Source organism: Stenotrophomonas sp. CASM114, assembly GCF_049384325.1.
Taxonomy (GTDB): Bacteria; Pseudomonadota; Gammaproteobacteria; order Xanthomonadales; family Xanthomonadaceae; genus Stenotrophomonas; species Stenotrophomonas muris.
Genome location: NZ_JBMRGJ010000010.1, coordinates 103,186 through 127,917, shown reverse-complemented (window position 1 = coordinate 127,917; position 24,732 = coordinate 103,186). Strand labels below are relative to the sequence as shown.

At 66.7% G+C, this 24,732-nt stretch carries 25 protein-coding genes; 13 read left to right on the top strand and 12 right to left on the bottom strand.

The genetic code is table 11. The annotated features are described in order from the left end of the window. The first annotated feature begins 160 nt into the window (after positions 1-160). Entirely contained in the window at positions 161-982 is an 822-nt protein-coding gene (locus tag VG566_RS12135) for an EamA family transporter (protein ID WP_032962266.1), read from the top strand. A gap of 45 nt (positions 983-1,027) precedes the next feature. On the opposite strand, the gene rimI is transcribed toward VG566_RS12135, so the two are convergent. The 3 genes from rimI to pssA are packed head-to-tail and all read right to left on the bottom strand — an operon-like array spanning position 1,028 to position 2,798. Beyond that, positions 1,028-1,525 carry a ribosomal protein S18-alanine N-acetyltransferase gene (rimI, locus tag VG566_RS12130; RefSeq protein WP_014645873.1) on the bottom strand — a complete coding sequence of 166 codons (498 nt, stop codon included), beginning with the start codon at positions 1,523-1,525 and terminating at the stop codon, positions 1,028-1,030. Next, complete coding sequence (locus tag VG566_RS12125; RefSeq protein WP_014645872.1) at positions 1,522-2,025, bottom strand: hypothetical protein; 504 nt, start codon at positions 2,023-2,025, stop codon at positions 1,522-1,524. The genes rimI and VG566_RS12125 overlap by 4 nt, the downstream gene beginning before the upstream one ends. Further along, the gene (pssA, locus tag VG566_RS12120) at positions 2,022-2,798 is read right to left on the bottom strand and encodes a CDP-diacylglycerol--serine O-phosphatidyltransferase (protein ID WP_005415206.1); all 777 of its coding nucleotides are present in this window, start codon (positions 2,796-2,798) and stop codon (positions 2,022-2,024) included. The genes VG566_RS12125 and pssA overlap by 4 nt, the downstream gene beginning before the upstream one ends. An 80-nt stretch (positions 2,799-2,878) precedes the next feature. Here pssA and VG566_RS12115 point away from each other — a divergent pair, with 80 nt between their 5' ends. The 3 genes from VG566_RS12115 (at position 2,879) to VG566_RS12105 (ending at position 5,539) form a co-directional block, all read left to right on the top strand. Beyond that, on the top strand, positions 2,879-3,202 hold the full coding sequence (locus VG566_RS12115; protein WP_423172724.1) for a DUF4124 domain-containing protein: 324 nt from the start codon (positions 2,879-2,881) through the stop codon (positions 3,200-3,202). A gap of 28 nt (positions 3,203-3,230) precedes the next feature. Next, positions 3,231-4,934 carry a proline--tRNA ligase gene (locus tag VG566_RS12110; protein ID WP_197562117.1) on the top strand — a complete coding sequence of 568 codons (1,704 nt, stop codon included), beginning with the start codon at positions 3,231-3,233 and terminating at the stop codon, positions 4,932-4,934. A gap of 221 nt (positions 4,935-5,155) precedes the next feature. Next, complete coding sequence (locus VG566_RS12105; RefSeq protein WP_010480700.1) at positions 5,156-5,539, top strand: H-NS family nucleoid-associated regulatory protein; 384 nt, start codon at positions 5,156-5,158, stop codon at positions 5,537-5,539. A 91-nt stretch (positions 5,540-5,630) separates the two neighbouring features. Here the strand turns inward: VG566_RS12105 and VG566_RS12100 are convergent, their stop codons facing one another. Continuing rightward, on the bottom strand, positions 5,631-6,890 hold the full coding sequence (locus VG566_RS12100) for a threonine/serine ThrE exporter family protein (protein WP_014645868.1): 1,260 nt from the start codon (positions 6,888-6,890) through the stop codon (positions 5,631-5,633). A gap of 92 nt (positions 6,891-6,982) precedes the next feature. On the opposite strand from VG566_RS12100, the gene VG566_RS12095 reads away from it, so the two are divergent. Genes VG566_RS12095 through VG566_RS12080 form a run of 4 tightly spaced genes read left to right on the top strand, consistent with a single transcriptional unit; the run spans position 6,983 to position 10,501 of the window. Next, on the top strand, positions 6,983-8,104 hold the full coding sequence (locus tag VG566_RS12095; RefSeq protein ID WP_014645867.1) for an MlaE family ABC transporter permease: 1,122 nt from the start codon (positions 6,983-6,985) through the stop codon (positions 8,102-8,104). A 1-nt stretch (position 8,105) separates the two neighbouring features. Next, on the top strand, positions 8,106-8,933 hold the full coding sequence (locus tag VG566_RS12090; RefSeq protein ID WP_046428302.1) for an ABC transporter ATP-binding protein: 828 nt from the start codon (positions 8,106-8,108) through the stop codon (positions 8,931-8,933). A gap of 3 nt (positions 8,934-8,936) precedes the next feature. Next, entirely contained in the window at positions 8,937-9,863 is a 927-nt protein-coding gene (locus VG566_RS12085; RefSeq protein ID WP_014645865.1) for an MlaD family protein, read from the top strand. Further along, positions 9,860-10,501: an ABC-type transport auxiliary lipoprotein family protein gene (locus VG566_RS12080; RefSeq protein ID WP_014645864.1), complete on the top strand. Its 642-nt coding sequence runs from the start codon at positions 9,860-9,862 to the stop codon at positions 10,499-10,501. Before VG566_RS12085 ends, VG566_RS12080 begins: the two co-directional genes overlap by 4 nt. A 75-nt stretch (positions 10,502-10,576) precedes the next feature. Here the strand turns inward: VG566_RS12080 and VG566_RS12075 are convergent, their stop codons facing one another. Then, positions 10,577-11,164, bottom strand: coding sequence for an alpha-ketoglutarate-dependent dioxygenase AlkB family protein (locus VG566_RS12075; protein ID WP_014645863.1), 588 nt, complete (start codon positions 11,162-11,164; stop codon positions 10,577-10,579). 118 nt (positions 11,165-11,282) lie between these two features. Between VG566_RS12075 and VG566_RS12070 the strand changes: the two genes are divergently transcribed. Beyond that, complete coding sequence (locus VG566_RS12070) at positions 11,283-13,175, top strand: glycoside hydrolase family 99-like domain-containing protein (RefSeq protein WP_069118018.1); 1,893 nt, start codon at positions 11,283-11,285, stop codon at positions 13,173-13,175. 30 nt (positions 13,176-13,205) lie between these two features. Here VG566_RS12070 and VG566_RS12065 read toward each other — a convergent pair whose 3' ends face one another. Continuing rightward, on the bottom strand, positions 13,206-13,835 hold the full coding sequence (locus tag VG566_RS12065) for a CoA transferase subunit B (protein WP_069118019.1): 630 nt from the start codon (positions 13,833-13,835) through the stop codon (positions 13,206-13,208). Between the two features lies 1 nt (position 13,836). Then, entirely contained in the window at positions 13,837-14,568 is a 732-nt protein-coding gene (locus tag VG566_RS12060) for a CoA transferase subunit A (protein ID WP_053494809.1), read from the bottom strand. A 657-nt stretch (positions 14,569-15,225) separates the two neighbouring features. Between VG566_RS12060 and VG566_RS12055 the strand changes: the two genes are divergently transcribed. Both VG566_RS12055 and VG566_RS12050 read left to right on the top strand, forming a co-directional pair. Continuing rightward, positions 15,226-16,572, top strand: coding sequence for a phosphomannomutase (locus VG566_RS12055; RefSeq protein WP_164110892.1), 1,347 nt, complete (start codon positions 15,226-15,228; stop codon positions 16,570-16,572). Positions 16,573-16,585: 13 nt separating this feature from the next. Beyond that, a complete protein-coding gene (locus VG566_RS12050) occupies positions 16,586-17,989 on the top strand; it encodes a mannose-1-phosphate guanylyltransferase/mannose-6-phosphate isomerase (protein ID WP_053494806.1) in 1,404 nt (467 codons plus the stop codon). A gap of 103 nt (positions 17,990-18,092) precedes the next feature. Here VG566_RS12050 and rfbD read toward each other — a convergent pair whose 3' ends face one another. The 5 genes from rfbD to VG566_RS12025 form a co-directional block, all read right to left on the bottom strand. Beyond that, positions 18,093-18,986 (bottom strand): dTDP-4-dehydrorhamnose reductase, encoded by an 894-nt coding sequence (gene rfbD, locus VG566_RS12045; RefSeq protein WP_241884622.1) that lies wholly within the window; start codon positions 18,984-18,986, stop codon positions 18,093-18,095. Beyond that, positions 18,983-19,540 carry a dTDP-4-dehydrorhamnose 3,5-epimerase gene (rfbC, locus tag VG566_RS12040; protein WP_059036223.1) on the bottom strand — a complete coding sequence of 186 codons (558 nt, stop codon included), beginning with the start codon at positions 19,538-19,540 and terminating at the stop codon, positions 18,983-18,985. The genes rfbD and rfbC overlap by 4 nt, the downstream gene beginning before the upstream one ends. Beyond that, the gene (rfbA, locus tag VG566_RS12035; RefSeq protein WP_053494803.1) at positions 19,537-20,424 is read right to left on the bottom strand and encodes a glucose-1-phosphate thymidylyltransferase RfbA; all 888 of its coding nucleotides are present in this window, start codon (positions 20,422-20,424) and stop codon (positions 19,537-19,539) included. Before rfbA ends, rfbC begins: the two co-directional genes overlap by 4 nt. Positions 20,425-20,438: 14 nt before the next feature. After that, positions 20,439-21,494 (bottom strand): dTDP-glucose 4,6-dehydratase, encoded by a 1,056-nt coding sequence (rfbB, locus tag VG566_RS12030; RefSeq protein ID WP_069118021.1) that lies wholly within the window; start codon positions 21,492-21,494, stop codon positions 20,439-20,441. A 68-nt stretch (positions 21,495-21,562) separates the two neighbouring features. Continuing rightward, the gene (locus tag VG566_RS12025; RefSeq protein WP_164110890.1) at positions 21,563-22,780 is read right to left on the bottom strand and encodes an ArnT family glycosyltransferase; all 1,218 of its coding nucleotides are present in this window, start codon (positions 22,778-22,780) and stop codon (positions 21,563-21,565) included. A gap of 247 nt (positions 22,781-23,027) precedes the next feature. Here VG566_RS12025 and VG566_RS12020 point away from each other — a divergent pair, with 247 nt between their 5' ends. After that, positions 23,028-23,774: an electron transfer flavoprotein subunit beta/FixA family protein gene (locus VG566_RS12020; protein WP_164110888.1), complete on the top strand. Its 747-nt coding sequence runs from the start codon at positions 23,028-23,030 to the stop codon at positions 23,772-23,774. Continuing rightward, positions 23,774-24,712, top strand: a complete 939-nt coding sequence (locus VG566_RS12015; protein ID WP_423172679.1) for an electron transfer flavoprotein subunit alpha/FixB family protein — start codon at positions 23,774-23,776, stop codon at positions 24,710-24,712. The genes VG566_RS12020 and VG566_RS12015 overlap by 1 nt, the downstream gene beginning before the upstream one ends. The last annotated feature ends 20 nt before the right edge of the window (positions 24,713-24,732 follow it).

Here is a 24,732-nt window from a genome sequence, read left to right as displayed (position 1 = left end):
CAAGGTTGGCACCTACCACGACAGGGGAGGTTGGCACCTGCCACGGCAGGGGGGGGTTGGCCCCTGCCACGGCGAGAGAGGTTGGCACCCACCGAAGCGGAATCGGAAACGCCGGGCGATGCCCGGCGTTTCCATTTGCCCCGCATGGCATCATCGGCGGATGCCGCTTTCCATCTTCCTGCTCGTCCTCGCTGCCGCGGCGCTGCATGCCAGCTGGAATGCGATCGTCAAGCGCGGCCCGGACAAGTTCCTCGGTACCGTGCTGGTGACCGGCAGTGCCGCGTTGCTGTCGGCCGCCGCCCTGCCCTTCCTGCCCTTCCCGGCCGCGCACAGCTGGCCCTGGCTGGCTGCGTCGGTGCTGCTGCAGGTGACCTACTACGGGCTGGTCGCGCGTTGTTACCAACAGGTCGACATGAGCCTGGCCTACCCGCTGATGCGTGGCAGCGCGCCGATCCTGGTCGCACTGGCCGGTACCCTGCTCGGTGAGCCATTGCCCGCCGCAGCGTGGCTGGGCGTGGTGCTGGTGAGCACCGGCATCCTGTGCATGGCACTGGGGGCGCGCGGCGGCCAGCTGCGCCTGCCGCTGCTGACCGCGGCGATGATCGCCACCTACACGCTGGTCGATGCGCAGGGTGCGCGCCAGTCCGGCAGCGCGCTCAGCTACACGTTGTGGTTGTTCCTGCTGTCGGGCATCCCGCTGCCGCTGTGGGCGTTGTATACGCGCGGCGGCGCGGTACTGGACTATGCGCGGCAGCATTGGCCGCTGGGACTGGCCGGTGGCGTCGGCACCACCGCCTCGTATGCGATGGCGTTGTGGGCCATGACCCAGGCGCCGGTAGCAATGATCTCGGCGCTGCGCGAATCCTCGATCCTGTTCGCGCTGCTGATCTCGGTGTTCCTGCTGCGCGAGCGGGTGCCGCGCACGCGCTGGCTGGCAGCGTCGCTCATCGTGGGCGGCGTGCTGGCGTTGCGGCTGGCGTGAGCGACGCATCGGTAGTGCCGGCCGCTGGCCGGCAACCCGTCTGCGTTACAGCGGCGGCATTTCCTGCAGATCGCCGTCGACCAGCTCGATCGCCATCACGACCGCATCCTCGCGGCCCTGTGCAGCCGGGTAGTAGCGCGGGCGGCGGCCGATCTCGTTGAATCCTTCGCTGTGATACAGCGCCAGCGCCGGCGTATTGGACGGACGCACTTCCAGGAAGACGCGCTGTGCGCCACGGTCGGCGGCCAGCTGCACCAGCGCGCGCAGCAGCTGGCGGCCCAGCCCGCGCGACTGTGCCAGCGGATCGATGCAGATGTTCAGCACGTGCGCTTCATCGGCGGCGATGCTGAGCACGCCATAGCCGACCAGCAGGCCATCGCGCTCCATCGCCAGGCCGGGATAGCCGGCACGCAGGCAGTCGATGAAGATGCCGCGGGTCCAGGGAAAAGGGTAGCCGCGCAGTTCGATCGCCATTACCGCATTGAGGTCGCTCTCGCGCAACGCACGCAGGCTGACCGGGCCGGGCCGGGTGACCGCGCTCATGGCGTGCCCCGCTTGCGCAGGGCACGCAGCTGCGGCCACAGCGCACGCTTGGCGGCCGGGTCGTGGCGCAGCTGGTCCAGCGGCCAGCTGTCCATCAACCGCTGCGTAGCCGGGTCGTTCGGGTTGCAGCCGGACGCACGCAGCAGCGCGATCTGCAGGCGATCCGGCAGGCGGACCACCGGCTGGCGCGCGTTGCCGCTGGGCATCGGGCGCTCAGCCGCCGGCACGGTATCCGGGGCACTGACCGGCGTTTCGCGGCGCGGCGGTGCCGGCCGTTCCGGGCGGGCTGCGGGCGCCACCCCGGCATGCTGTTCGCGCGACGGCACGGGGGCCCGCACCGGTTCCGGCGGGGCGACGCTGGCCTCGGCTTCGGCCACGCTCAACTGCAGCGCGGCATCCAGCTCGGCAGCCAGCTGGCCATCGTGATAGACGGTGTAGCCCATGGCCTGCAGCCAGGCCTGCTGGGCCGGTGACCACAGCACGGGCAGGTCCTGGCTCACGCGGCCTCGGGCTTCTTGCGCAGGCGCTGCACGGCCCACATCACCGGGCCGGACAAGGCGTACAGGATGCCGACCGCGAACAGCACGCGCGGCAGGTCGATGACCGCAATCGCGATCGCCACCGGCACCAGTGCCAGCACCAGGAACGGCACGCGGTCCGAACGGGTGCCCTTGGCAGCGCCCCCCTTGAAGCTCCAGAAGCGGATGCGGCTGACCATCAGCAGCGCAGCGATGATCGTCACCGCCAGCGCCACGTACCGCAGCTGGTTGCCGTCCCAGCCCAGGTTGCCATCGGCGAACGCCCAGACGAAGGACATCATCAGGCCCGCTGCTGCCGGGCTGGCCAGGCCGACGAACCAGCGCTTGTCGACCACCGCCACCTGGGTATTGAAGCGGGCCAGGCGCAGCGCCGCGCAGGCCGCATACAGGAAGGCCACGGCCCAGCCGACGCGGCCGAGCAGCGGATCGTCGAACTTCAGCCACGACAGCGACCAGTGGTACATCACCAGCGCCGGGGCCATGCCGAAGCTGACCAGGTCGGCCAGCGAGTCGTACTGCACGCCGAATTCGCTGCTGGTACCGGTCAGGCGCGCCACGCGCCCGTCCAGGCCATCCATCACCGCCGCCACGAACACGGCGATGCTGGCATTGACGAAATCCCCGTTGGCCGCGGCGATGATCGCGTAGAAACCGGCGAACAGGCCGGCGGTGGTGAACAGGTTGGGCAGCAGGTAAATCGTGCGCGAGCGCGGCGGCGGTGTGATCGGGTCCATGGAATCCAGTTTAATCGACTTGCCAGCGGTCGGCGCCAATGCTGCAATCGGCGTTCTGCGCCCATTCCGTGGAGTCTGCCATGCGTGCCCTGTCCTGCCTTGGATGCCTGCTGCTGTTGGCCAGTGCCAACGCCTTGGCCGGCCCCGTCTACAAATGGAAGGACGCCCATGGCGTAACCCAGTATTCGGAGACCCCGCCGGCGGGCAAGAAGTTCGAGACCCGCGAACAGGCCCGCACCCCGCAGGCCGCAGCCAGCACCGAGACCCCGGCCGCGCCGGTCCCTGGGCAGTGCAGCACGGCCCGGGCCAACCTGGCCCTGCTGGACGGTGGTGGCCAGGTGATGCAGGACACCGATGGTGATGGCAAGGCCGATACCCCTCCCCCCGCCGGGCTGGCAGAATAGAGGTCTCTGCCGTTATCCGAAGCCGACGATGCGCCTCTCCCAGTTCCACCTGCACACCACCAAGGAAACCCCCAGCGACGCCGAGCTGACCAGCCATCGGCTGATGCTGCGCGCGGGCATGATCCGCAAGCTGGCATCGGGCCTGTACACCTGGTCGCCGCTGGGCCTGCGCGTGCTGCGCAAGGTCGAGCGCATCGTGCGCGAGGAAATGGACCGGGCCGGTGCCGTGGAATTCCAGATCCCGACCATCCAGCCGAAGGAACTGTGGGAGCAGACCGGCCGCTGGCAGAAGTTCGGCCCGCAGCTGCTGAAGATCAAGGACCGCAAGGACCAGGTGTTCTGCTACAGCCCGACCGCCGAAGAAGCCGCCTGCGACTTCGCGCGCAGCGAGCTGTCCAGCTACAAGCAGCTGCCGGTGAACTTCTACCAGGTGCAGACCAAGTTCCGCGACGAGATCCGCCCGCGCTTCGGCGTGATGCGTTCGCGCGAGTTCCTGATGAAGGACGCCTATTCGTTCCACCTGCACGATGAGTGCCTGGTGCGCGAATACGAGAACATGAAGTCGGCCTACAGCCGCATCTTCACCCGCCTCGGCCTGGATTTCCGCATGGTGCAGGCGGACTCCGGTGCCATCGGCGGTGATGCGTCGCAGGAATTCCACGTCATCGCCGATTCCGGCGAGGACGCGCTGGTGTTCTCCACCGGCTCGGACTACGCAGCCAACATGGAAGCGGCGATTGCCGCCGATCCGGCGCCGCGTGCGGCCGCCACCGAAACGATGCGCAAGGTGGATACCCCCACCCAGAAGACCTGCGAGGAGGTCGCGGCGCTGCTCGGCATCGACCTGCAGCGCACGGTGAAGTCGGTGGCGCTGATCGCCGGCGAAGGCAAGGCACAGCAGTTCGTGCTGGCGCTGGTGCGTGGCGACCATGAGGTCAACGAGATCAAGCTGGCCAAGGTCGCCGGCCTGGACGAGCAGCGCTTCGCCAGCGAGGCGGAAATCGCCGAGCACCTGGGCAGCGTGCCGGGCTTCCTTGGCCCGGTCGCCCCGGCCAAGGCCATCCGCGTGGTCGCCGATCGCGAAGTTGCGGCGATGGCCGACTTCGTCGTCGGCGCCAACGAAGCCGGTTTCCACCTGGCCGGCGTCAACTGGGGCCGCGACCTGCCGGAACCGGAAGTGGCCGACATCCGCAACGTGCGGGCCGGCGACCGTGCCGTGGACGGCGGTGAACTGAAGATCGCACGTGGCATCGAAGTCGGCCATGTGTTCCAGCTCGGCCGCAAGTACGCCGAAGCGCTGGATGCCACCGTGCTGGACGAGAACGGCAAGGCCGCGGTGATGGCGATGGGGTGCTACGGCATCGGCATCTCGCGCGTGGTGGCTGCCGCGATCGAACAGAACCATGACGATGCCGGCATCATCTGGCCGGACGCGATGGCGCCGTGGCAGGTGGTGGTGTGCGTGATCAACCCGAAGGGCGATGCGGCCGTGGCCGACGCCGCTGCCAACCTGCTGCAGGAGCTGCGCGAGGCGGGCCTGGACGCTGCACTCGACGACCGCGGCCTGCGCCCGGGCGCGATGTTCGCCGACATGGAGCTGATCGGTATTCCGCATCGCGTGGTGGTCAGCGAACGCGGCCTGGCCGCTGGCACCTACGAGTACCGCTCGCGCCGCGCCACCGACGCGGAGAACCTGGACAAGGCCTCCCTGCTGCAGCGTCTGCAGGGCTGATCAGGAAAAGACCGGGGCCTGCCCCGGTCTTTTTTTTTGCCCGCGCCCTTCCCCGATATTGCAGCGGACATAATCCGGTCAAAATCACCGCGACGGCGTCTGCATGCCGCCACGCCATGACCCGCCTGCATTTGTGCTGTGATTAATTCATCTCTATTCTGTCCGCCGACGCCATGGACTGGCTTGTCCCGTCCACACATTAGTTTCCGGAGTAACCGTAAATGAGCATTGACCTGACCGGCCTGTCAGCACGCGAGCTGGGCGCCCTGATCCGTACCGCCAAGAAGCAGCAGACCATCGTCGCCAAGCGCCGGCCGATCACCAAGGTCCGGGCCCAGCTGACCAAGCTGGCCAAGACCGAGGGTTACACCATCGAAGAACTGTTCGGCAGCGCCCCGGCCACGCGTGCCCGCAAGGCCGCCCCGGCCGCCAAGGCCCCGTCGAAGACCGCCGGCCGCAAGCTGGGCAAGGTTGCACCGAAGTACCGCAACCCGGCCAATCCGAAGGAAACCTGGACCGGCCGTGGCAAGCAGCCGCGCTGGATGGCTGAACTGACCGCCAAGGGCAACAAGAAGCCGGAAGATTTCCTGATCAAGAAGGCCTGAGGCCGGGATCAGGTTGGAATGAAAACGCCGGCGGACGCCGGCGTTTTTCATTCTCCGGTGTGTGGACCGGGGTCCACACCCACCGACATCATCACAGGGTCTTGCGAGCGGGCATCAGCAGGTTGCCGAACAGCAGGCCGGCAACCAGCGCCATCACCACGTTGAGCACGGTGAGGAACACGCTCTGGCCGGCGCCGACATCCTGTTGCTGGACCAGGGTCAGCACGCCGCGCAGGCTGGTGCTGCCGGGCACCATCATGATGATGCCGGGCAGGCGGATGATCGCGCCCGGACGCCCGACCAGGCGACCGAACAGATTGCCGCCCGCGGTCAGCAGCATCGCCGACAGGAAGATGCCGGCCGGCGCGCCCCAGGCATGGCCGCCGAACTTGGAGATCGCATAACCGGCCACCGAGGCGGCGATCACCCACGGGTAATCGCGCCGGTTGGCCTTGAACAGCATCGCGAACGCAAAGGCCGCGGTCAGCAGCGAACCCCACTCCACCCACGGCCCCTGCGGCCGCGTGGCGCGGATCACCGGATCCAGCCCGAGCACGTCGGCCAGGGTCACCGCGATCATCGCGCCGACGCTGAGCTTCATGATGGTGGTCAGCGCGCCGGCAAAGCGCGCGGTGCCCGACACCCAGTGCTGGCTGGCCAGCTCATTGACCGCATTGGTCAGCGACATGCCGGGCAGAAGCACCACCAGCGAGGCGATGATCACCGTATTGAGGTTGAGCGCGCCAATGAAGGACGCCACCAGGGTGGCGACCATGCCGGCCAGCAGCGCCGCCAGCGCCTCGGCCGCTTCGCGGGTGGCCGGGCGGCGGTCGGTGACCATGCCGAGCAGGCCGATCATCAGGCCGATGACACCGGCGGTGGCGATGTCCAGCCACGGCAGCTTCCACATGCCGGCCACGCCGGCCGCGCCGAGGGTGAATGACAGGATGGTGCGCAGCTTGCCGCGCCGGCCCGGATCCTTGTCCAGCTGGCGCAGCGCGGTATGGCCCTGGGCGATGCTCATCCGCCCGTTGGACACTTCTTCGGCGATATGGTCGGCGACGCTGAGCTTGTGCAGGTCGTTCTCACCGGGCGCCAGGCGGATCACGCGGGTGATGTCGCTGGAGCCGATCGCCTGCGCCGGATCGCTGAAGCTGAGGATGATACCGGTGGGATTCGACCAAGGTTCACAATCCAGATCGAGCTGGCGGGCCAGTGCCACCACCGCCGTTTCCAGGCGCTGGGCCGTGGTGCCATAGCTGTGCAGGCGTCCGGCGATCTCGGAAACAAAGGCCACGCGCTGTGCGTAGGTGGCCTGGGGCGTGGGGATCGTGTGAGCGTCTGCGGACATGCGCCGTAGTATTACCTACGCTGGGGCCCACCGGAGAAATTCATCCGAGTTCGACGCGAAGCCCGATACAGAACGGTTATGCTGCGACCCGAATGGCCCACGTCACCCCGAACCTCGCCCCCCAGCTCGAACAGGATGCCCATGACCCGGGCCTGATCCACCTGTCCGGCACCTGGACCTTGAAGACCGCGCTGGCCGCGGCCGAGGTCCTGCACGGCGTTCCCGACAAGCTGACCGGCATCGATGCCACCGGCATCGAGCAGCTGGATTCGGCCGGCGTGCTGCAGGTGCTGCGCGTGGCCCACCGTGCCGATCTGCACGAAGACGCACTGCAGTTCCGCGCGGACCACCAGGCGCTGGTGTGCACCATCGAGGAAGTGGCCGACGACCGCCCCAAGCCCAAGCGGGATTTCGGCGTGCTGGCCGCGCTGGAACGCCTGGGTGTCAGCGTCCACGCCACTGGCCACAACATCAAGGCGCTGTGCAGTTTCCTCGGCGAGAACCTGGTCAAGGCGGCCCGGCTGGTCAAGGAACCCCGCCGCTTCCGGCTGACCGCCACCGTGCACCAGATGGAGCAGGTGGGGCTGGATGCGGTACCGCTGGTGGCGCTGCTGTCCTACCTGGTGGGTGCGGTGATCGCATTCCTCGGCTCGACCATCCTGCGCGACTTCGGCGCCGAGATCTACGTGGTCGAGCTGGTCAACATCGCCTTCCTGCGCGAGTTCGCGGTACTGCTGACCGCGATCGTGCTGGCCGGCCGCACCGCCAGTGCGTTCACCGCGCAGATTGGTGCGATGAAGGCACGCGAGGAGATCGATGCAATGCGCACGCTGGGCCTGGACCCGGTCGACCTGCTGGTGCTGCCGCGACTGCTGGCGCTGCTGGTCACCCTGCCCTTGCTGACCTTCATCGCGATGATCGCGGGCCTGGCCGGCGGCATCACCGTCGGCGCGTTCGACCTCGACATCCCGCCGCAGATGTACATCGCGCGCATGCACGAGACGATGGAAGTGCGGCACCTGCTGGTCGGCCTGTCCAAGGCACCCGTGTTCGCGCTGGTGATCGGCCTGATCGGCTGCCTGGAAGGACTGAAGGTCGAGGGCACCGCGCAGTCGGTCGGCGAGCGCACCACCTCCAGCGTGGTGCAGACGATCTCGCTGGTGATCATCATCGACGCCTTCGCGGCGTTGTGGTTCATGCACATGGACTGGTGACATGAGCACATCCGCCCTCCCCGACTCCATCGACATGCGCGACGACCAGGGCCACGAACTGGCCATCCGCGTGCGTGGCCTGGTCAACCGCTTCGGCAGCCAGACCGTGCACGAAGACCTGGACCTGGACGTGCGCCGCGGCGAAATCCTGGGCGTGGTCGGCGGCTCCGGTACCGGCAAATCGGTGCTGATGCGCTCGATCCTCGGCCTGCGCGTGCCCGATGCCGGGCAGATCGAAGTACTCGGCCGCGACGCGCGTGCCGACGACGCCGAGAGCCGGCTGCACATCGAGCGCAACACCGGCGTGTTGTTCCAGGATGGCGCCCTGTTCTCCTCGCTGACCGTGGGCGAGAACGTGCAGGTGCCGCTGAAGGAACACCATCGCGAGCTGCCCGAGCGCTGGCACTACGAACTGGCGCTGCTGAAAGTGAAGCTGGCCGGCCTGCCCGCCGATGCGATCAACAAGCTGCCCTCGCAGCTGTCCGGCGGCATGCGCAAGCGCGCCGGCCTGGCCCGGGCACTGGCGCTGGATCCGCCATTGCTGTTCCTGGACGAACCCACCGCCGGCCTCGACCCGATCGGTGCGGCCGCGTTCGACCGCCTGATCAAGACCCTGCAGGAAGCGCTGGGGCTGACCGTGTTCCTGATCACCCACGACCTGGACACGCTGTACGCGATCTGCGACCGGGTCGCGGTGATCGCCGACCGCAGGGTGGTGGCCAACGCACCCTTGCCTGACATCGAGAAACTGGATCATCCGTGGATCCAGGAATACTTCCACGGACCCCGCGCGCGCGCCGCGCGTGGCGAACAGATCGAGAGTGCCTGAGCCATGGAAACCAAAGCCAACTACGTGCTGATCGGCGCGTTCACCCTGATCACCGGCCTGGCCCTGCTGGCCTTCGGCCTGTGGGCCGCCAAATATTCCTCCGACCGTACCTGGCAGGAGTACCGCGTGGTGTTCCGCGAAGCGGTGACCGGCCTGTCGGTGGGCAGCCCGGTGCAGTACAACGGCATCGCGGTGGGCTCGATCACCGAACTGAACCTGGTGCCGGACGACCCGCGCCAGGTAGTCGCGCGCATCCGCCTGAACTCCAACACGCCGGTCAAGACCGATACCCGCGCCAAGCTGGCGATCACCAGCCTGACCGGCCCGTCGATCATCCAGCTCAGCGGCGGCACGCCGCAGTCGCCGGCGCTGACCACGGTCAACAAGGACCCGGCACCGATCATCCCGACCACGCCCTCTGCGCTGCAGAACATCACCGACGTCGCCAACCGCATCGTCGAGCGCATGGACCAGATCCTCAGCGACCGCAACGTGGCCTCGATCAACGCGACGCTGGCCAACCTGGAGACGATCAGCGGCGGCCTGGCCGACCGTGACCAGGGCACGCAGGCGCTGCTGCTCAGCGCGCGCGATGCCGCCCGCAGCCTGGACACCACGCTGAAGACCACCAACGGCACCATCGAGCGCCTGGACAGGAACCTGGTGCAGCAGCTGCCCGGCATCATCGACAAGCTCGACGCGACCCTGGCCAAGCTCGACTCGGCCGCCGGCAACGCCGATTCGATCCTTGGCGAGAACCGCGCCGCGATCAACAGCTTCGCCAACGATGGCCTCGGCCAGCTGGGCCCGACGCTGACCGAACTGCGCGGCCTGATCCGCGACCTGCGCCGGGTCAGCGACCGCCTCGAGAACAACCCCGCGCGCTACCTGCTGGGCCGCGACGCACCGAAGGAGTTCGAACCCAAATGAGCCCGACCACCCTTCCACGCCTGCTGCTGGCCGCTTCGATGGTCACCCTGCTGGGGGGCTGCTCCATCCTCGGCAGCAGCGAGAAAACCGCGGTGACGCTGTACTCGCCGTCCGTGCAGGTCAAGGCGGACCCGGCGTGGCCGCAGGCCAGCTGGCAGCTGGTACTGGCCAAGCCCAGCGCCGCGCGCATGGTCGACAGCCCGCGCATCAATGTGCGGCCGACACCGTCGCAGCTTGAGATCTACAAGGGTGCCAGCTGGGCGCAACCGGCCACCGACATGATCGAAGACACCCTGCTGCGTGGCTTCGAGGATTCCGGCCGCATCCGCGGCGTGGCCCGCAGCACCGCCGGCATCCGCGCCGACTACAAGCTGTCCACCGATGTGCGCCGCTTCGAATCGGATTACCAGGGCCAGGCCACGCCGACCGTGGTGATTGAGGTCAACGCCAAGCTGATCCATGTCGCCGACCAGCGTGTGGTCGCTGACCGCACCTTCCGCCAGGCGCAGCCGGTCGGCAGCACCGACGTACCGGCGGTGACCGCCGCGTTCGAGCGTGGCCTGCAGCAGCTGGCGCAGGACGTGGTGGGCTGGACGCTGCAGAGCGGGCAGGCCGACCAGCCGACCGTTGCGCGCTGATCGCAGCATTCGCCGGGCATGTGGTTACGGGGTCAGGTCCCTTTCCGGCCGGAAAGGGATCTGACCCCTTCTTCGTCAACGCGGCGAAATCCAACGGAAGGTCAGGTTGATCCGCTCGCCGTGCACCCGCGCCATCTTCGGCAGCGCGTGCTGGTAGAAGCGCTGGGTCTGTCCGGCCATCAGCAGCAGGTCGCCGTGGCCCAGCACGAATTCAGCCTTGCGTGCCGGGTCGTCGCGGCGTCGCAGCAGGAATCGGCGCGCCGCGCCCAGGCTCAGCGAAGCGATCACCGGGGCCGGACCCAGCTCCGGCTCGTCATCGCTGTGCCAGCCCATGTAGTCACCGCCACCGCGGTAGCGGTTCAGCAGCACGCTGTTGAAGCGGCCGTGGCCTTCGGCTTCCAGGCGCCCGCGCATGGCCTGCAACACCGGTGGCCAGGGGCGCGGCACGAACTCGGCACCGGAATAGCGATAGCGGGCCTGCGGGTCGCCGATCCAGCAGCTCAGCCGCGGCGAGTCCACCCAGTTGCCGAACATGCGGATGCGATGGGTTTCCCAGGGCACTTCGGCCTGCAGCGAATACAGGAGCTGGTCGGCCTCGGCCGCAGCCAGCCATCCAGGCAGGTGCAGGACATCGGCATCGGGCAGGTCGTGGGGGAACAGCATGGTCACACGCTAGCATGCCGCCGTTTGCCGTCATGGCCGCCAGCACCGAAAATGGCGCCATGACCGTTGCCCAGATGCTGATTCCGTCCTACCGCCCGCTGTCGCGAGGCCTCGCCCGATGAGCCTGCGCCAGTCGCTGTTCCCGTTGCTGCGCGCCGTGTTCCGGGCCTTGCCGTTGCCGCAGGCGCAGCGCGACCGGTTGCGCACCCGGCTGTTGGCACGGCATGGCGACTGGGTGCCGCCGCCCCCCAAGGGGCAGCAGGATGAGGGGGGCGCGCGCGCCAGTGCCCAGCTGCGCTGGCGTGCCGATGAACCGGCGATCGGCCACGTGCCATGGCGTGAGGGAGCATTGCCGTCACCCATGCCGGCGACGCTGGTCGCTTTCTACCTGCCGCAGTTCCATACCTTCCCGGAGAACGACGCCTGGTGGGGCAAGGGCTTTACCGAGTGGCGCAACGTCACCCGCGCCCTGCCGCAGTTCGAGGGTCACATCCAACCCCGCCTGCCGGCCGACCTCGGCTTTTATGACCTGCGCAACCCGCAGGTGATGCGTGACCAGGCACGCTTGGCTGCGGAGTACGGCATCGGCGCATTCTGCTTCTACTACTATTGGTTCAGCGGCCGCACCCTGATGGAGGACCCGCTGCGTCAATGGCTGGCCGATGACAGCATCGACCTGCCGTTCTGCCTGTGCTGGGCCAACGAGAACTGGGCACGACGCTGGGACGGCCGCGACGACGACATCCTGATCGGCCAGCAGCACAGCGCAGAGGACGATCTGGCCTTCATCGCACATGTCGCGCCCTACCTGCGCGACCGCCGTGCATTGAAGGTCGAGGGTCGGCCGATGCTGCTGGTCTATCGCCCGAACCTGCTGCCCGACGCCCGGGCGACTGCCGAGCGCTGGCGCCGCTGGTGCCGCGACAACGGCGTGGGCGAGATCCACCTGGCCTACGTCCAAGGCTTCGAGCGACCGGATCCGCGCGATATCGGCTTTGATGCCGCCGTCGAATTCCCGCCGAACATGAGTAACCCGCGCTCGTTGTCGGCACAGCAGTGGCTGCTCAATCCTGCCTTCAATGGCGATGTACGCGACTGGCGCGAACTGGCTGCAGAAATCGCAGCGCGGCCACTGCCGGATTATCCGCTCTATCCTGGCGTGAACCCGGGCTGGGACAACGAGGCGCGTCGTTCCGGCCGCGGCCGCGTGTACCTGCACGCCTCACCCCGTGGCTACCGCGACTGGTTGCGCACCACGATCCATGAACGCCTGGCCCTGGCGCCTGCGCGCCAACGCATGGTCTTCATCAATGCCTGGAACGAATGGGCCGAAGGCGCGGTGCTGGAACCGGATGCCCGGCTTGGGCATGCCTGGCTTGACGCGACGCGCCAAGCGCTGTCCCCGGCTTCGCCCGCCGGCCCCCTGCGGGCCTGCCTGCTGATTCTCATTGATGATCCCGGGCTGATCGCTACAGCTTGCGAGGCCGCCAGCGGCCTGGGCGTGAGCTACCGTGTTTTCATTCCAATGGCGCAGCGCCCTCATGACGCTGCGGTCGATATCATCGGCCATGCGGGCAATGCCCTGTCCAGCATCGTGCAGGTCCTGGAGGCTTTTGGTCCGGATCCATCGTTGCTGGCCTGCTGGCTGGACCTCCGCGGAAGCGGCGAGGCAAGACCGCAGCTACCAGGAACGGCGGATCTCGACGCTGTGCTTCAACAGTTCGATGAGCAACCTGCGCTGGGCATGTTCGCGGCATCCACTCCGGAGGCCGTCGCCGTTACACGCCGTCATCTCCGCTGGGCGGCGCGGCTGGGGATGGCCGACACCCCTACGCCGCAGACAGCAGGCACGATGTGGCTGCGGGCGTCGGCGTTGCGGTCACTGCTGGATGCGCACTGCTATCCCAGTGAGCTGGACAACGACGATGCACTTGATCCGGTCATGCAGTTGCTGCCGGACCTTGTTGCCAACGCCGGCTACGTCGTTGGAGGCCCACAACGCCAACCCTGAGGCTGGCGCTGCGCGGCAACATCGTTGTCCTCAACGCCGGAACGCGACGCCGGTCTTTTCCTTCAGCTCTTCATCGCTGACACCCGGCGCGGCCTCCACCAGCAACAGGCCCTTTTCGGTCACGTCGAACACCGCCAGATCGGTGATGATGCGGTCGACCACGCCCACGCCGGTCAACGGCAGCGTGCATTCGGCCAGGATCTTGTGCTCGCCGTTCTTGGCAGTGTGCTCCATCAGCACCACAACGCGCTGCACGCCGGCGACCAGGTCCATTGCCCCGCCCATGCCCTTGACCATCTTGCCGGGCACCATCCAGTTGGCCAGGTCACCCTTGTCGGTGACCTGCATGGCGCCAAGGATGGCCAGGTTCACATGGCCACCGCGGATCATCGCGAAGCTGTCGTGGCTGCCGAAGTAGCTGGCACCGGCACGCGCCGTAACCGTCTGCTTGCCGGCATTGATCAGGTCCGCATCGACTTCAGCGTCGGTCGGGAACGGGCCGATGCCGAGCAGGCCGTTCTCCGACTGCAGCCACACATCCACGCCTTCGGGAATGTGATTGGCAACCAGCGTCGGCAGGCCGATGCCCAGGTTCACGTAGGCGCCATCGGTCAGCTCCTGGGCGGCGCGTGCCGCCATCTCGTCACGGGTCCACGCCATGTCAGTTGCCCTCCGCGCGGATGGTGCGCTGTTCGATTCGCTTCTCAGGATGCGCGTTGTGCACGATGCGGTGCACATAGATGCCTGGCAGGTGCACCTGGTCCGGGTCGATGGCACCGACCGGCACCACCTCCTCCACTTCCACGATGCAGACCTTGCCGGCCATCGCACAGGCCGGGTTGAAGTTGCGTGCGGTCTTGCGGAACACCAGGTTGCCGGCCTCGTCGGCCTTCCAGGCCTTGACCAGTGCCACATCGGCGCGCAGCGCCGTCTCCATCACGTAGTGCTTGCCGTCGAACTCGCGGGTTTCCTTGCCCTCGGCAACCACCGTGCCATAGCCGGTGGCAGTGAAGAATGCCGGAATACCCGCACCACCGGCACGCAGGCGCTCGGCCAGTGTGCCCTGCGGGTTGAACTCCAGCTCCAGCTCACCAGCCAGAAACTGCCGTTCGAATTCCTTGTTCTCGCCCACGTAGGACGAAATCATTTTCTTGATCTGCCGGGTTTCCAGCAGCTGGCCCAGTCCGAAGCCATCGACACCGGCATTGTTGGAGATCACGGTCAGGCCCTTGACGCCACTGTCGCGCAGCGCAGCGATCAGCGCCTCGGGAATGCCACACAGGCCAAAGCCGCCCACGGCCAGGGTCTGTCCATCGGCGACCACCCCCTGCAGGGCCTCCGTCGCACTGGCGAAGCGCTTGCCGCGCTTTCCGCCGGAAGTCGATTGCTGCATTGCTCTACTGCCCTGCACGTTGAGGATGACCGCATTCTAGCCGGAGGCAACGAAAGAGCTGGATGCGCCGCAGCATTGCCGAGGCATCGCCAAGGGCTGCGTTGCATGGGGGTTTCTCCTGCCGGTGGTGGGCGCGGCGCCCGGCTCGCCCGCACTGATGGCCCGGACCTGCAACGAAGAGGGCCTGCTTCGCGGGACGGACGCGTGGCCGCTGGAAAAGGGTGAACGCTGCCTGTCAGATGTCGCGGCACGCAGCCATGCGGCGACAGGCGCGTCGCCAGGGTGAAATGCTCGGCCAGAAATTCCTGGCGGGGGGAAGCAACCGCGCCACAAGCCTGCGTCATCCCTGCAGCTGTCCGCGTCCGGCCATCGCCCGCCGGTCCTGCTCCGCCACGTCAAGTACGCCAGCAACGGCGTGATCGCGTTTGGCTGCCAGTGGCAGGAACTCCTGGGGCTGCTGCTGGCTCCCGGCCACGTGACGCAGGCTGGCCTGGCCGTGATCGCCCAGCCAGCGGCCGTATACCCGCTTGCCAAGCGGTACGGGCGCCCCCGCGTACCCGATACCTTCAGCCAATCACCGGGAGTTGCGGAATGGAAACGATTCCCATACAGGACAAAGGCTACAATCAGTGGCTAAGCTCACATTGGATCTGACCGATGCCCCTGCCCGCCTTCAAGGCCTATGACATCCGCGGCCGCGTGCCGGAAGAACTGAACGAAGACCTGGCACGCCGGATCGGCACGGCCCTGAATGCACAGCTCGCTCCGGGCCCGGTGGTGCTGGGCCACGACGTCCGCCTGACCAGCCCCGCGCTGCAGGACGCGCTGGCGGCCGGCCTGCGCGGTGCCGGCCGCGAAGTCATCGACATCGGCCTGTGTGGCACCGAGGAGGTCTATTTCCAGACCGATCACCTGGGGGCTGCCGGCGGGGTGATGGTCACTGCCAGCCACAATCCAATGGATTACAACGGCATGAAGCTGGTCAAGGAGAACGCCCGGCCGATCAGCTCCGATACCGGCCTGTTCGCGATCTCCGATGCGGTCGCCGCCGATTCATCCGCGGCACAGCCGCCTTGCGCCGGCCAGATCGCCCAGCATGACAAGAGCGCCTACATCCAGCACCTGCTGAGCTACGTTGACACCAGCAAGCTCAAGCCACTGCAGATCGTTGTCAACGCCGGCAACGGCGGCGCCGGTGCCATCGTCGACCTGCTGGCATCGCACCTGCCGTTCGAGTTCATCCGCATCTGCCACGAACCGGACGGCAGCTTCCCCAACGGCATCCCCAATCCACTGTTGCCGGAAAACCGCGCCGCCACCGCCGACGCCGTGCGCGAACATGGCGCGGACTTCGGCATTGCGTGGGATGGCGATTTCGACCGCTGTTTCTTCTTCGACCACAACGGCCGCTTCATCGAGGGCTACTACCTGGTCGGCCTGCTGGCCAAGGCAATCCTCGCCCACCATCCGGGTGGCAAGGTCGTGCATGACCCCCGCCTGGTCTGGAACACCGTGGAGATGGTCGAACAGGCCGGTGGCGTGCCAGTGCTGTGCAAGAGTGGCCACGCCTTCATCAAGGAAAAGATGCGCGCGGAGGATGCCGTGTACGGCGGCGAGATGAGCGCCCACCACTACTTCCGCGAGTTCGCGTATGCCGACTCGGGCATGATTCCGTGGCTGCTGATCGCCCAGCTGGTCTCCGAAAGCGGCCGCTCGCTGGCCGACTGGGTTGAAGACCGCATGGCCGCCTACCCTTGCAGCGGTGAGATCAACTTCAAGGTTGCCGATGCCAAGGCTGCGGTCACACGCGTGATGGAACACTTCGCCGCGCAGTCGCCCGCGCTGGACTACACCGATGGCGTCAGCGCCGATTTCGGCGACTGGCGCTTCAACCTGCGCAGCTCCAACACTGAACCGCTGCTGCGCCTGAATGTGGAATCGCGGGGAGACGCTGCATTGATGCAGGCGCGTACCGACGAGATTTCCTCCCTGCTGCAGAAATAATCAAAGGAAGGCCATGAGCACTATCCAGCCTGTCATCCTGTCCGGTGGCTCCGGTACCCGTCTGTGGCCGCTTTCGCGCGAAGCCTATCCCAAGCAGTTCCTTCCGCTGGCCAGCGAACAGACGATGCTGCAGGCCACCTGGCAGCGGGTGGCGCCGATTGCCGCGCGCGGCCCGTTGGTGATTGCCAACGAGGAACACCGCTTTGTTGCCGCCGAGCAGCTGCAGCAGGTTGGCGCCGAGCCAGCCGCGATCATCCTTGAGCCGGTCGGCCGCAACACGGCACCGGCGATCGCGGTGGCCGCGCTGGAAGCCACCCGCGACGGCGGCGACGCGCTGCTGCTGGTGCTGCCCTCCGATCATGTGATCAACAACGAGACTGCATTCCGCAGCGCCGTCCAGGCCGCCGCCGCTGCTGCCGAAGCCGGAAAGCTGGTGACCTTCGGCATCGTGCCGACCGGCCCGGAAACCGGCTACGGCTATATCAAGGCCGCCGATGGCCAGGGCCTGCGCGCGGTCGAGCGCTTCGTCGAGAAGCCCGACCTGGGCACCGCCACCCGCTACGTCAGCAGCGGCCAGTACTACTGGAACAGCGGCATGTTCCTGTTCAAGGCCTCGCGCTACCTGCAGGAGCTGGAACGCTTCCAGCCCGCCATGCTCGCCGGCAGCCGCCAGGCCTGGCAGCAGGCGCGTCGCGATGCCGATTTCACCCGCCTGGACAAGGAGGCCTTCACCGCCGTTCCGTCCGATTCGATCGACTATGCGGTGATGGAGAAGACCGCCGATGCCGTGGTGATTCCACTGGATGCCGGCTGGAACGATGTCGGCTCGTGGACCGCGCTGCGCGATGTCTCGCAGCAGGACGGCGATGGCAACGCCCACCAGGGCGACGTGATCGCCATCGACTGCCGCAACACCTATGCCTACGCACAGCGCCTGGTGGCGCTGGTGGGGCTGGATGACGTGGTGGTGGTGGAAACCGACGACGCGGTGCTGGTCGGCAAGGCGGACCGCATGCAGGAGGTCAAGACCGTAGTGGCGCAGCTGAAGGCCGAAGGCCGCAGCGAGGCCACCTGGCACCGCAAGGTCTATCGCCCGTGGGGTGCCTACGATTCGATCGACAACGGCGAGCGCTTCCAGGTCAAGCGGATCACGGTCAAGCCCGGCGGCACGCTGAGCCTGCAGATGCATCACCATCGCGCCGAACACTGGATCGTGGTCAGCGGCACCGCTGAAGTGACCCGTGGTGACGAGGTGATCCTGCTCAGCGAGAACCAGAGCACCTATATTCCGCTGGGCGTGACCCACCGCCTGCGCAACCCGGGCAAGCTGCCGCTGGAACTGATCGAAGTGCAGTCCGGCAGCTACCTGGGCGAGGATGACATCGTGCGGTTCGAGGATACCTACGGGCGCAGCTGAGGTTTGCCCGGGGTCGGATCCCGTTGCTGCGCAACGGGCTCTGACCCGTTCCTGATCGGCCCGGCAGCGCTGCGTCGCCGGGCTTGGCCCGGCGCTACGGCCGTCAGGCCAGCTCCGCCATCACCCGCTTCAGGCCATCCTGCCAGCTCGGCAGCACGACGCCGAAATCCTGCTGCAGCTTGCGGTTGTCCAGCACCGACCAGGCCGGGCGCCTGGCCGGGGTCGGATACTCGGAACTGGGAATCGCCTCGACCGTCGGCACCTTGGCCAACACGCCGCTGGCCAACGCCTCGGCAAATATGGCCCCGGCAAAGCCATGCCAGCTGGTCTGGCCGCTGGCGGTCAGGTGCCAAGTACCCGACAACTGCCCAGGATGCTGCAGTGCCTGCGCGGTGACATCGGCGATCAACGCGGCCGGCGTCGGTGTACCGATCTGGTCGGCCACCACCCGCAACGCATCGCGCTCGGCGCCCACGCGCAGCATGGTGCGCAGGAAGTTCGCGCCGTGCGAGGCATACACCCACGCCGTGCGAAAGATCAGATGGCGGCCACCGGCCGCACGCACCGCGTCCTCGCCATCGCGCTTGCTCGTGCCATACACGCCGAGCGGTGCGGTCGGCTGGTCCTCGCGGTAGGGCGCGCTGCCCTGGCCGTCGAACACGTAGTCGGTGGAGTAATGCACGAACGGCACGCCATGCGCCGCACACCAGCGCGCGATCACGCCTGGTGCCTGCGCGTTGGCGGCGAAGGCCGCATCGACGTCCTGTTCGGCGTGATCAACAGCGGTGTAAGCCGCCGCATTGACCACTACCAATGGCTGCACGCGGTCCAGCAATGCCGGCAGGCTGTCGGGCTGGCCGAAATCGGCCGTTTCACAGGTACTTCCGTCGGGCAGTTGGCCGCTGCGCGCGGTTGCAATCACCTTCCCCAGCGGCGCCAGCGCGCGCAGCAACTCCTGGCCCACCTGCCCGTTGCCACCGAACACCAGCACGGTCATGGCACGTAGACCGGCAGGCGATCTTCAGCAATGTCCTTGAGGAACGGTGCGTTCTCGTCCTTGGCCGACAGGGTCGGTGCGCTGACCGGCCAGTCCACGGCGATGTCGGCGTCATTCCAGCGTACGCCGGCATCGAAGTCCTTGAGGTAGACCTCGGTGCACAGGTAACTGAACACCGCACGCTCGGACAGTACGGCGAAACCGTGCGCGAAGCCCTCTGGAATCCAGAACTGCTTCTTGTTCTCCGCGCTCAGTACCACCGCTTCCCACTGGCCGAAGGTCGGCGAACCGCGGCGGATATCCACGGCCACGTCGTAGACCTCGCCTTCCAGCACGCTGACCAGCTTGCCCTGCGGCCGCGGCCACTGGTAATGCAGGCCGCGCAGCACGCCCTGTGCGGACGTCGACACGTTGCTCTGCACGAAACGGTCCGGCAGGCCCAGCGCGGCGAAGCGCTCGGCATTCCAGGTTTCGAAGAAATAACCGCGGGCATCGCCGAACACCGCCGGCTCGATCACCACGCAGCCGGGCAACCGGGTTTCAATCACTTTCATGGAACGACTCCACGCACGGCGAGCTTATGCAGGTATTCACCGTAGCTGTTCTTGATCAACGGCGCGGCCAGCGCTTCCAATTGTCCAGCGTTGATCCAGCCCTTGCCGAACGCGATTTCCTCGGGACAGCAGACCTGCAGGCCCTGACGGGTCTGGATCGTCTCGATGAAGTTGGATGCTTCCAGCAGCGACTGGTGGGTACCGGTATCCAGCCACGCATAGCCACGGCCGAGCGCCTCCAGGTGCAGGTCGCCTTCGGCCAGGTACCGCTTGTTGAGATCGGTGATCTCCAGTTCGCCACGCGGTGACGGCTTCAATTCGGCCGCGTAATCGCAGGCCTTGCCGTCATAGAAGTACAGGCCGGTCACCGCATAGTTGGAGCGCGGCTTTTCCGGCTTCTCCACCAGATCGATCACCTTGCCGCCCTGGTCGAACTCGGCCACGCCATACCGTTCCGGGTCATTGACCCAATACCCGAACACGGTCGAGCCGTGCACGCGCTCGTCAGCACGCTTGAGCACCTCGCGCAGGCCGTGGCCGTGGAAGATGTTGTCGCCCAGCACCAGGCAGCTCGGCTTGCCAGCCACGAAGTCGCGGCCGATCAGGTAGGCCTGGGCCAGGCCATCCGGACTCGGCTGCACCGCGTACTGGATGTCCATTCCCCACTGCGAACCGTCGCCCAGCAGCTGCTGGAACAGCGCCTGCTCGTGCGGGGTGTTGATGATCAGCACTTCGCGGATGCCCGCCAGCATCAGTACGCTGAGCGGGTAGTAGATCATCGGCTTGTCGTACACCGGCAGCAGCTGCTTGCTGACACCCTTGGTGATTGGATATAGGCGGGTGCCGGAGCCACCGGCGAGGATGATGCCCTTGCGCTGGGTCATGGTGTCTCCTGGGTTCAGTCCGTGGTGCCGATGCGCTGCAGGCGGTAGCTGCCGTCGAGCACGCCGTTGACCCAGTCCTGGTTGTCCAAGTACCAGTCGACGGTGAAGGTGATGCCCTGCTCGAAGGTGTAGGCCGGTTCCCAGCCCAGCTCGTTCTTCAGCTTGGAAGCATCGATCGCATAGCGGCGGTCATGGCCAGGACGGTCGGTGACATAGGTGATCTGGCTGCTGCGCGGCTTGCCGTCCTCGCGCGGACGGCGCTGGTCCAGCAGTGCGCAGATCGCCTGCACCACTTCGATGTTCTGCTTTTCCGAGTTGCCGCCGACGTTGTAGGTCTCGCCGACCTGGCCCTTGGCCAGCACGGTGCGGATCGCTTCGCAGTGGTCGGACACGAACAGCCAGTCGCGCACCTGCTTGCCATCGCCGTACACCGGCAGCGGTTCGCCAGCCAGCGCCTTGGCGATCACCAGCGGGATCAGCTTCTCGGGGAAGTGATACGGGCCGTAGTTGTTGGAGCAGTTGGTGGTCAGCACCGGCAGCCCGTAGGTGTGGTGGAACGCACGCACCAGGTGGTCCGAAGCGGCCTTCGACGCCGAGTACGGCGAATTCGGGGCGTACGGGGTGGTTTCGCTGAACCTGCCGGTCTCGCCCAGGGTGCCATACACCTCATCGGTGGACACATGCAGGAAGCGGAAGGCCGCCCCTTGTCCGGCCGGCAGCGCCTTCCAGTAGTCGCGTACCGCTTCAAGCAAACCCAGGGTGCCCACCACATTGGTCTGGATGAAGGCGCCTGGGCCGTCGATGGAGCGGTCCACGTGGCTTTCGGCGGCGAAGTTCAGCACTGCATCGGGCTGGTGCTCGGTCAGCAGGCGGGCGACCAGCGCGCTGTCGCCGATATCGCCCTGCACGAACACATGCCGCGGGTTGCCGTCCAGGCTGGCCAGGGTCTTCAGGTTGCCGGCGTAGGTCAGTGCGTCGAGATTGACGACCTTGATGCCACGGGCGACCGCTTCGAGAACGAAGTTACCGCCAATGAATCCGGCACCGCCGGTGACAAGCCATGTGGGCACTACCTGTTCTCCTGATTGGTACGGGTTGGGACGTGTCTGCAGCGAAGGGTTCGGAGGACCACGGGATATCAAGCGTTGATCCGGCTGGGCAAGCGTAGCCTGCCCGCGGCGGCAATGATGAACAGCGCCCCTGGGACCAGTGGCAGGAGGTAGCGTCCCTGCCCCTCGAACAGCAGGATCGACACCATTCCCAGGCCAAGTGTGGCCACGGCAAGCCAATGAACGGGCTGCCAGCGGCGCAGGTGGAGGCAGATGCGCAGCAGCGCAACCATCGTCCAGGCCGTCAACGCAATGTTGAGTGCCAGCGTCAACCTACCCAGCCACACCGGAGCACCGCCTCTCTCCAGGAACGGCCAATGCAGGAGGCTGCCGACATCGAACGATCCGCGCACGCGCAGCAGCGCCAACTCCAGGAAGCGGCCGGGGTGTTCGGAAATCCAACGGCGGCCAATTGCTGAGCCAATCACGTCGGCCGCAGGCGTCCAGTGGCGGAGCTTCCAGTCCTCGCTTTCTCCGCTGAAGAACCCTTGGGGAAATCCAGCATCGGCGAACCGGGCCTTGTCGTCAGCCTGGAGGGGGACATCCTTCAAGGGCATCCACCCGCCATGCGTATTGGCATCGTTGTTGTTGACCATCAGCACATACCCGCTGTTTGCACTGACGGGCACAAACTGGCCGAAAAGAACTGCGTTGCGCAGGGTCCACGGCCCCAGTACCAGCAGAAAACCCAGCACCACCATGCTGATCCGCCGCCAGGTGGCGATGCGCATCCCATCACGCAGGAGCAACGCCAGTGCCACGGCTCCCGGCAACGGCAGCATCTGTGGCCGGTTCAACGCGGTAAGTGCCAGCACGGCTCCCAGCAGCAGCCATCGGCCCGGAAAACGCACGACCGCCACAAGCATGCCGAACACGGCAAGGAACAGTGACAGCGATTCGGTACCCAGTACATTGCTGTAGGCGACCAGCGCCGGATGGAATGCCAGCACTGCCAGAGAGGCAACCTGCCAGGCCGGGCGCAGCTGGAGGCGCACCCCCAGACCGACCCACGAAACCAGCGTGCCGGCCCAGAGCAGGACATTGAGAATCTTGCCCGCGCCCACGTTCACGCCGGTGAGCATGAACCAGGCGCCGAGCACTCCGGGGTACAACGGAGGCTGGGACACATAGGGAATGCCTGAAATCCGGAAGCCGCCACCGCTGGCAACGCTGCTGGCAACCTCCAGATAGCGGCCGAAATCGGCAACGGGCTGCAAGGGGATCCATTGCACGAACAGCAGGCGCATGGCCACACCAGCAACGGCAATCGCCAGCAGCAGGCGGTATGGAGGGGGCGAGGTCAATGAAGGCATGTGGCGGGGCAGCGGAACCGGCCGCTAGAGTAGCCATTCAGGCGACGTGGATACAGGACGCCGTTTCACCATACGCATTCGCATGGTCGACAAAGGCCAGTTAGAATCGGGGTCCCACCCCCGAACCGGTTGCTGTGCGAGGACCGGACGTTCTCTCCGTTATTGAAGGACCCCGTACCAGATGAAAATCCTCGTCGCGTACAAGCGCGTGGTGGACTACAACGTCCGCATTCAGGTCAAGCCGGACGGTTCCGGCGTGGTCACCGACGGCGTCAAGCTGTCCCCCAACCCCTTCGATGAAATCGCCCTGGAAGAGGCCCTGCGCCTGCGCGACAAGGGCATCGCCAGCGAAGTCGTGGTCGCCACCATCGCCCCGGCCGATGCCCAGGCGCACCTGCGCAACGGCCTGGCCATGGGCGCCAACCGCGCCGTCCATGTGGTCACCGACCAGGCCATCCAGCCGCTGACCGCCGCGCGCACCCTGCTCAAGCTGATCGAGAAGGAACAGCCGGATCTGGTGATCCTGGGCAAGCAGGCGATCGACGACGACGCCAACCAGACCGGCCAGATGCTGGCCACGCTGTGGGGCCGCCCGCAGGCGACCTTCGCCAGCAAGCTTGAGATCGCCAACGGCAAGGCCACGGTGACCCGCGAAGTCGACGCCGGCCTGGAAACGCTGGAAGTCGATCTGCCGGCCGTGGTCACCACCGACCTGCGCCTGAACGAGCCGCGCTTCATCAAGCTGCCGGACATCATGAAGGCCAAGGCCAAGCCGCTGGAGACCCTGCAGCTGGCCGACCTCGGCGTTGAAGCCGCCGACACCTTCAAGACCACCCAGTACGCCGCGCCGTCCAAGCGCAGCAAGGGTGTGATGGTCAAGGACGCGGCCGAACTGGTTGCCGCACTCAAGCAGAAGGGGTTGCTGTAATGAGCAGGATTCTCGTCATCGCCGAGCACCACGACGGCAAGCTCAACGCCGCTACCGCCAAGACCGTCAGCGCTGCCGCCGCCATCAGCGGTGCCAGCATCGACGTGCTGGTGCTGGCCGCCGATCCGGCTGCCGTGGCTGCGGAGGCCGCGAAGATCGCTGGCGTCGCCAAGGTCCTGACCGTGGCCAACGCTGCCAACGCGCAGGCCATCGCCCAGGTGCTGGCACCGCAGATCGCGCAGCTGGCCAAGGGTTACACCCACGTGTTCGGCCCGTCGACCACCTTCGGCAAGGACCTGATGCCGTGCGTGGCCGCCCTGCTGGGCGTCAACCAGGTTTCCGACCTGATGAGCGTTGAAGGCAGCCACACCTTCAAGCGCCCGATCTACGCCGGCAACGCGATCATCACCGTGGAAGCCCCGGCCGACCAGATCGTGGTCGCCACCGTGCGTGCCGCCTCGTGGCCGGAAGCCGCCCAGGGCGGCAGCGCGACCATCGAGGCGGCCAGCGTCGATGCTGCCCTGCCGACCCACACCCGCTTCGTCGGCCTCGCCGCTGGTGCCAGCGACCGCCCGGACCTGCAGAGCGCCAAGCGCGTGGTCTCCGGTGGCCGTGGTGTCGGTTCGGAAGAGAACTTCAAGGTCATCTTCCAGCTGGCCGACAAGCTCGGTGCCGCCGTCGGTGCCTCGCGCGCTGCGGTTGATGCCGGCTACGTGCCCAGCGACCTGCAGGTCGGCCAGACCGGCAAGATCATCGCCCCGGAACTTTACGTGGCCGTCGGCATCAGTGGCGCCATCCAGCACCTGACCGGCATCAAGGATGCCGGCACGATCGTCGCGATCAACAAGGATCCGGACTCGCCGATCTTCGAGATTGCCGATATCGGTCTGGTGGGCGATCTGTTTGTGATCCTGCCGGAGCTGGAAAAGGCGCTGTAGTCGAAACCTGCGTAGCAACT

Coding starts and splice junctions, on each gene's coding strand:
- VG566_RS12060 (WP_053494809.1), bottom strand. CDS start 14,568: ATGCAGCAATCGACTTCCGGCGGAAAGCGCGGCAAGCGCTTCGCCAGT.
- VG566_RS12105 (WP_010480700.1), top strand. CDS start 5,156: ATGAGCATTGACCTGACCGGCCTGTCAGCACGCGAGCTGGGCGCCCTG.
- VG566_RS12095 (WP_014645867.1), top strand. CDS start 6,983: ATGGCCCACGTCACCCCGAACCTCGCCCCCCAGCTCGAACAGGATGCC.
- rimI (WP_014645873.1), bottom strand. CDS start 1,525: ATGAGCGCGGTCACCCGGCCCGGCCCGGTCAGCCTGCGTGCGTTGCGC.
- VG566_RS12110 (WP_197562117.1), top strand. CDS start 3,231: ATGCGCCTCTCCCAGTTCCACCTGCACACCACCAAGGAAACCCCCAGC.
- VG566_RS12055 (WP_164110892.1), top strand. CDS start 15,226: ATGCCCCTGCCCGCCTTCAAGGCCTATGACATCCGCGGCCGCGTGCCG.
- VG566_RS12080 (WP_014645864.1), top strand. CDS start 9,860: ATGAGCCCGACCACCCTTCCACGCCTGCTGCTGGCCGCTTCGATGGTC.
- VG566_RS12015 (WP_423172679.1), top strand. CDS start 23,774: ATGAGCAGGATTCTCGTCATCGCCGAGCACCACGACGGCAAGCTCAAC.
- rfbA (WP_053494803.1), bottom strand. CDS start 20,424: ATGACCCAGCGCAAGGGCATCATCCTCGCCGGTGGCTCCGGCACCCGC.
- VG566_RS12065 (WP_069118019.1), bottom strand. CDS start 13,835: ATGGCGTGGACCCGTGACGAGATGGCGGCACGCGCCGCCCAGGAGCTG.
- VG566_RS12100 (WP_014645868.1), bottom strand. CDS start 6,890: ATGTCCGCAGACGCTCACACGATCCCCACGCCCCAGGCCACCTACGCA.
- VG566_RS12075 (WP_014645863.1), bottom strand. CDS start 11,164: ATGCTGTTCCCCCACGACCTGCCCGATGCCGATGTCCTGCACCTGCCT.
- pssA (WP_005415206.1), bottom strand. CDS start 2,798: ATGGACCCGATCACACCGCCGCCGCGCTCGCGCACGATTTACCTGCTG.
- rfbC (WP_059036223.1), bottom strand. CDS start 19,540: ATGAAAGTGATTGAAACCCGGTTGCCCGGCTGCGTGGTGATCGAGCCG.
- VG566_RS12090 (WP_046428302.1), top strand. CDS start 8,106: ATGAGCACATCCGCCCTCCCCGACTCCATCGACATGCGCGACGACCAG.
- VG566_RS12085 (WP_014645865.1), top strand. CDS start 8,937: ATGGAAACCAAAGCCAACTACGTGCTGATCGGCGCGTTCACCCTGATC.
- VG566_RS12020 (WP_164110888.1), top strand. CDS start 23,028: ATGAAAATCCTCGTCGCGTACAAGCGCGTGGTGGACTACAACGTCCGC.
- VG566_RS12115 (WP_423172724.1), top strand. CDS start 2,879: ATGCGTGCCCTGTCCTGCCTTGGATGCCTGCTGCTGTTGGCCAGTGCC.
- VG566_RS12070 (WP_069118018.1), top strand. CDS start 11,283: ATGAGCCTGCGCCAGTCGCTGTTCCCGTTGCTGCGCGCCGTGTTCCGG.
- VG566_RS12025 (WP_164110890.1), bottom strand. CDS start 22,780: ATGCGCCTGCTGTTCGTGCAATGGATCCCCTTGCAGCCCGTTGCCGAT.
- VG566_RS12050 (WP_053494806.1), top strand. CDS start 16,586: ATGAGCACTATCCAGCCTGTCATCCTGTCCGGTGGCTCCGGTACCCGT.
- VG566_RS12135 (WP_032962266.1), top strand. CDS start 161: ATGCCGCTTTCCATCTTCCTGCTCGTCCTCGCTGCCGCGGCGCTGCAT.
- rfbD (WP_241884622.1), bottom strand. CDS start 18,986: ATGACCGTGCTGGTGTTCGGTGGCAACGGGCAGGTGGGCCAGGAGTTG.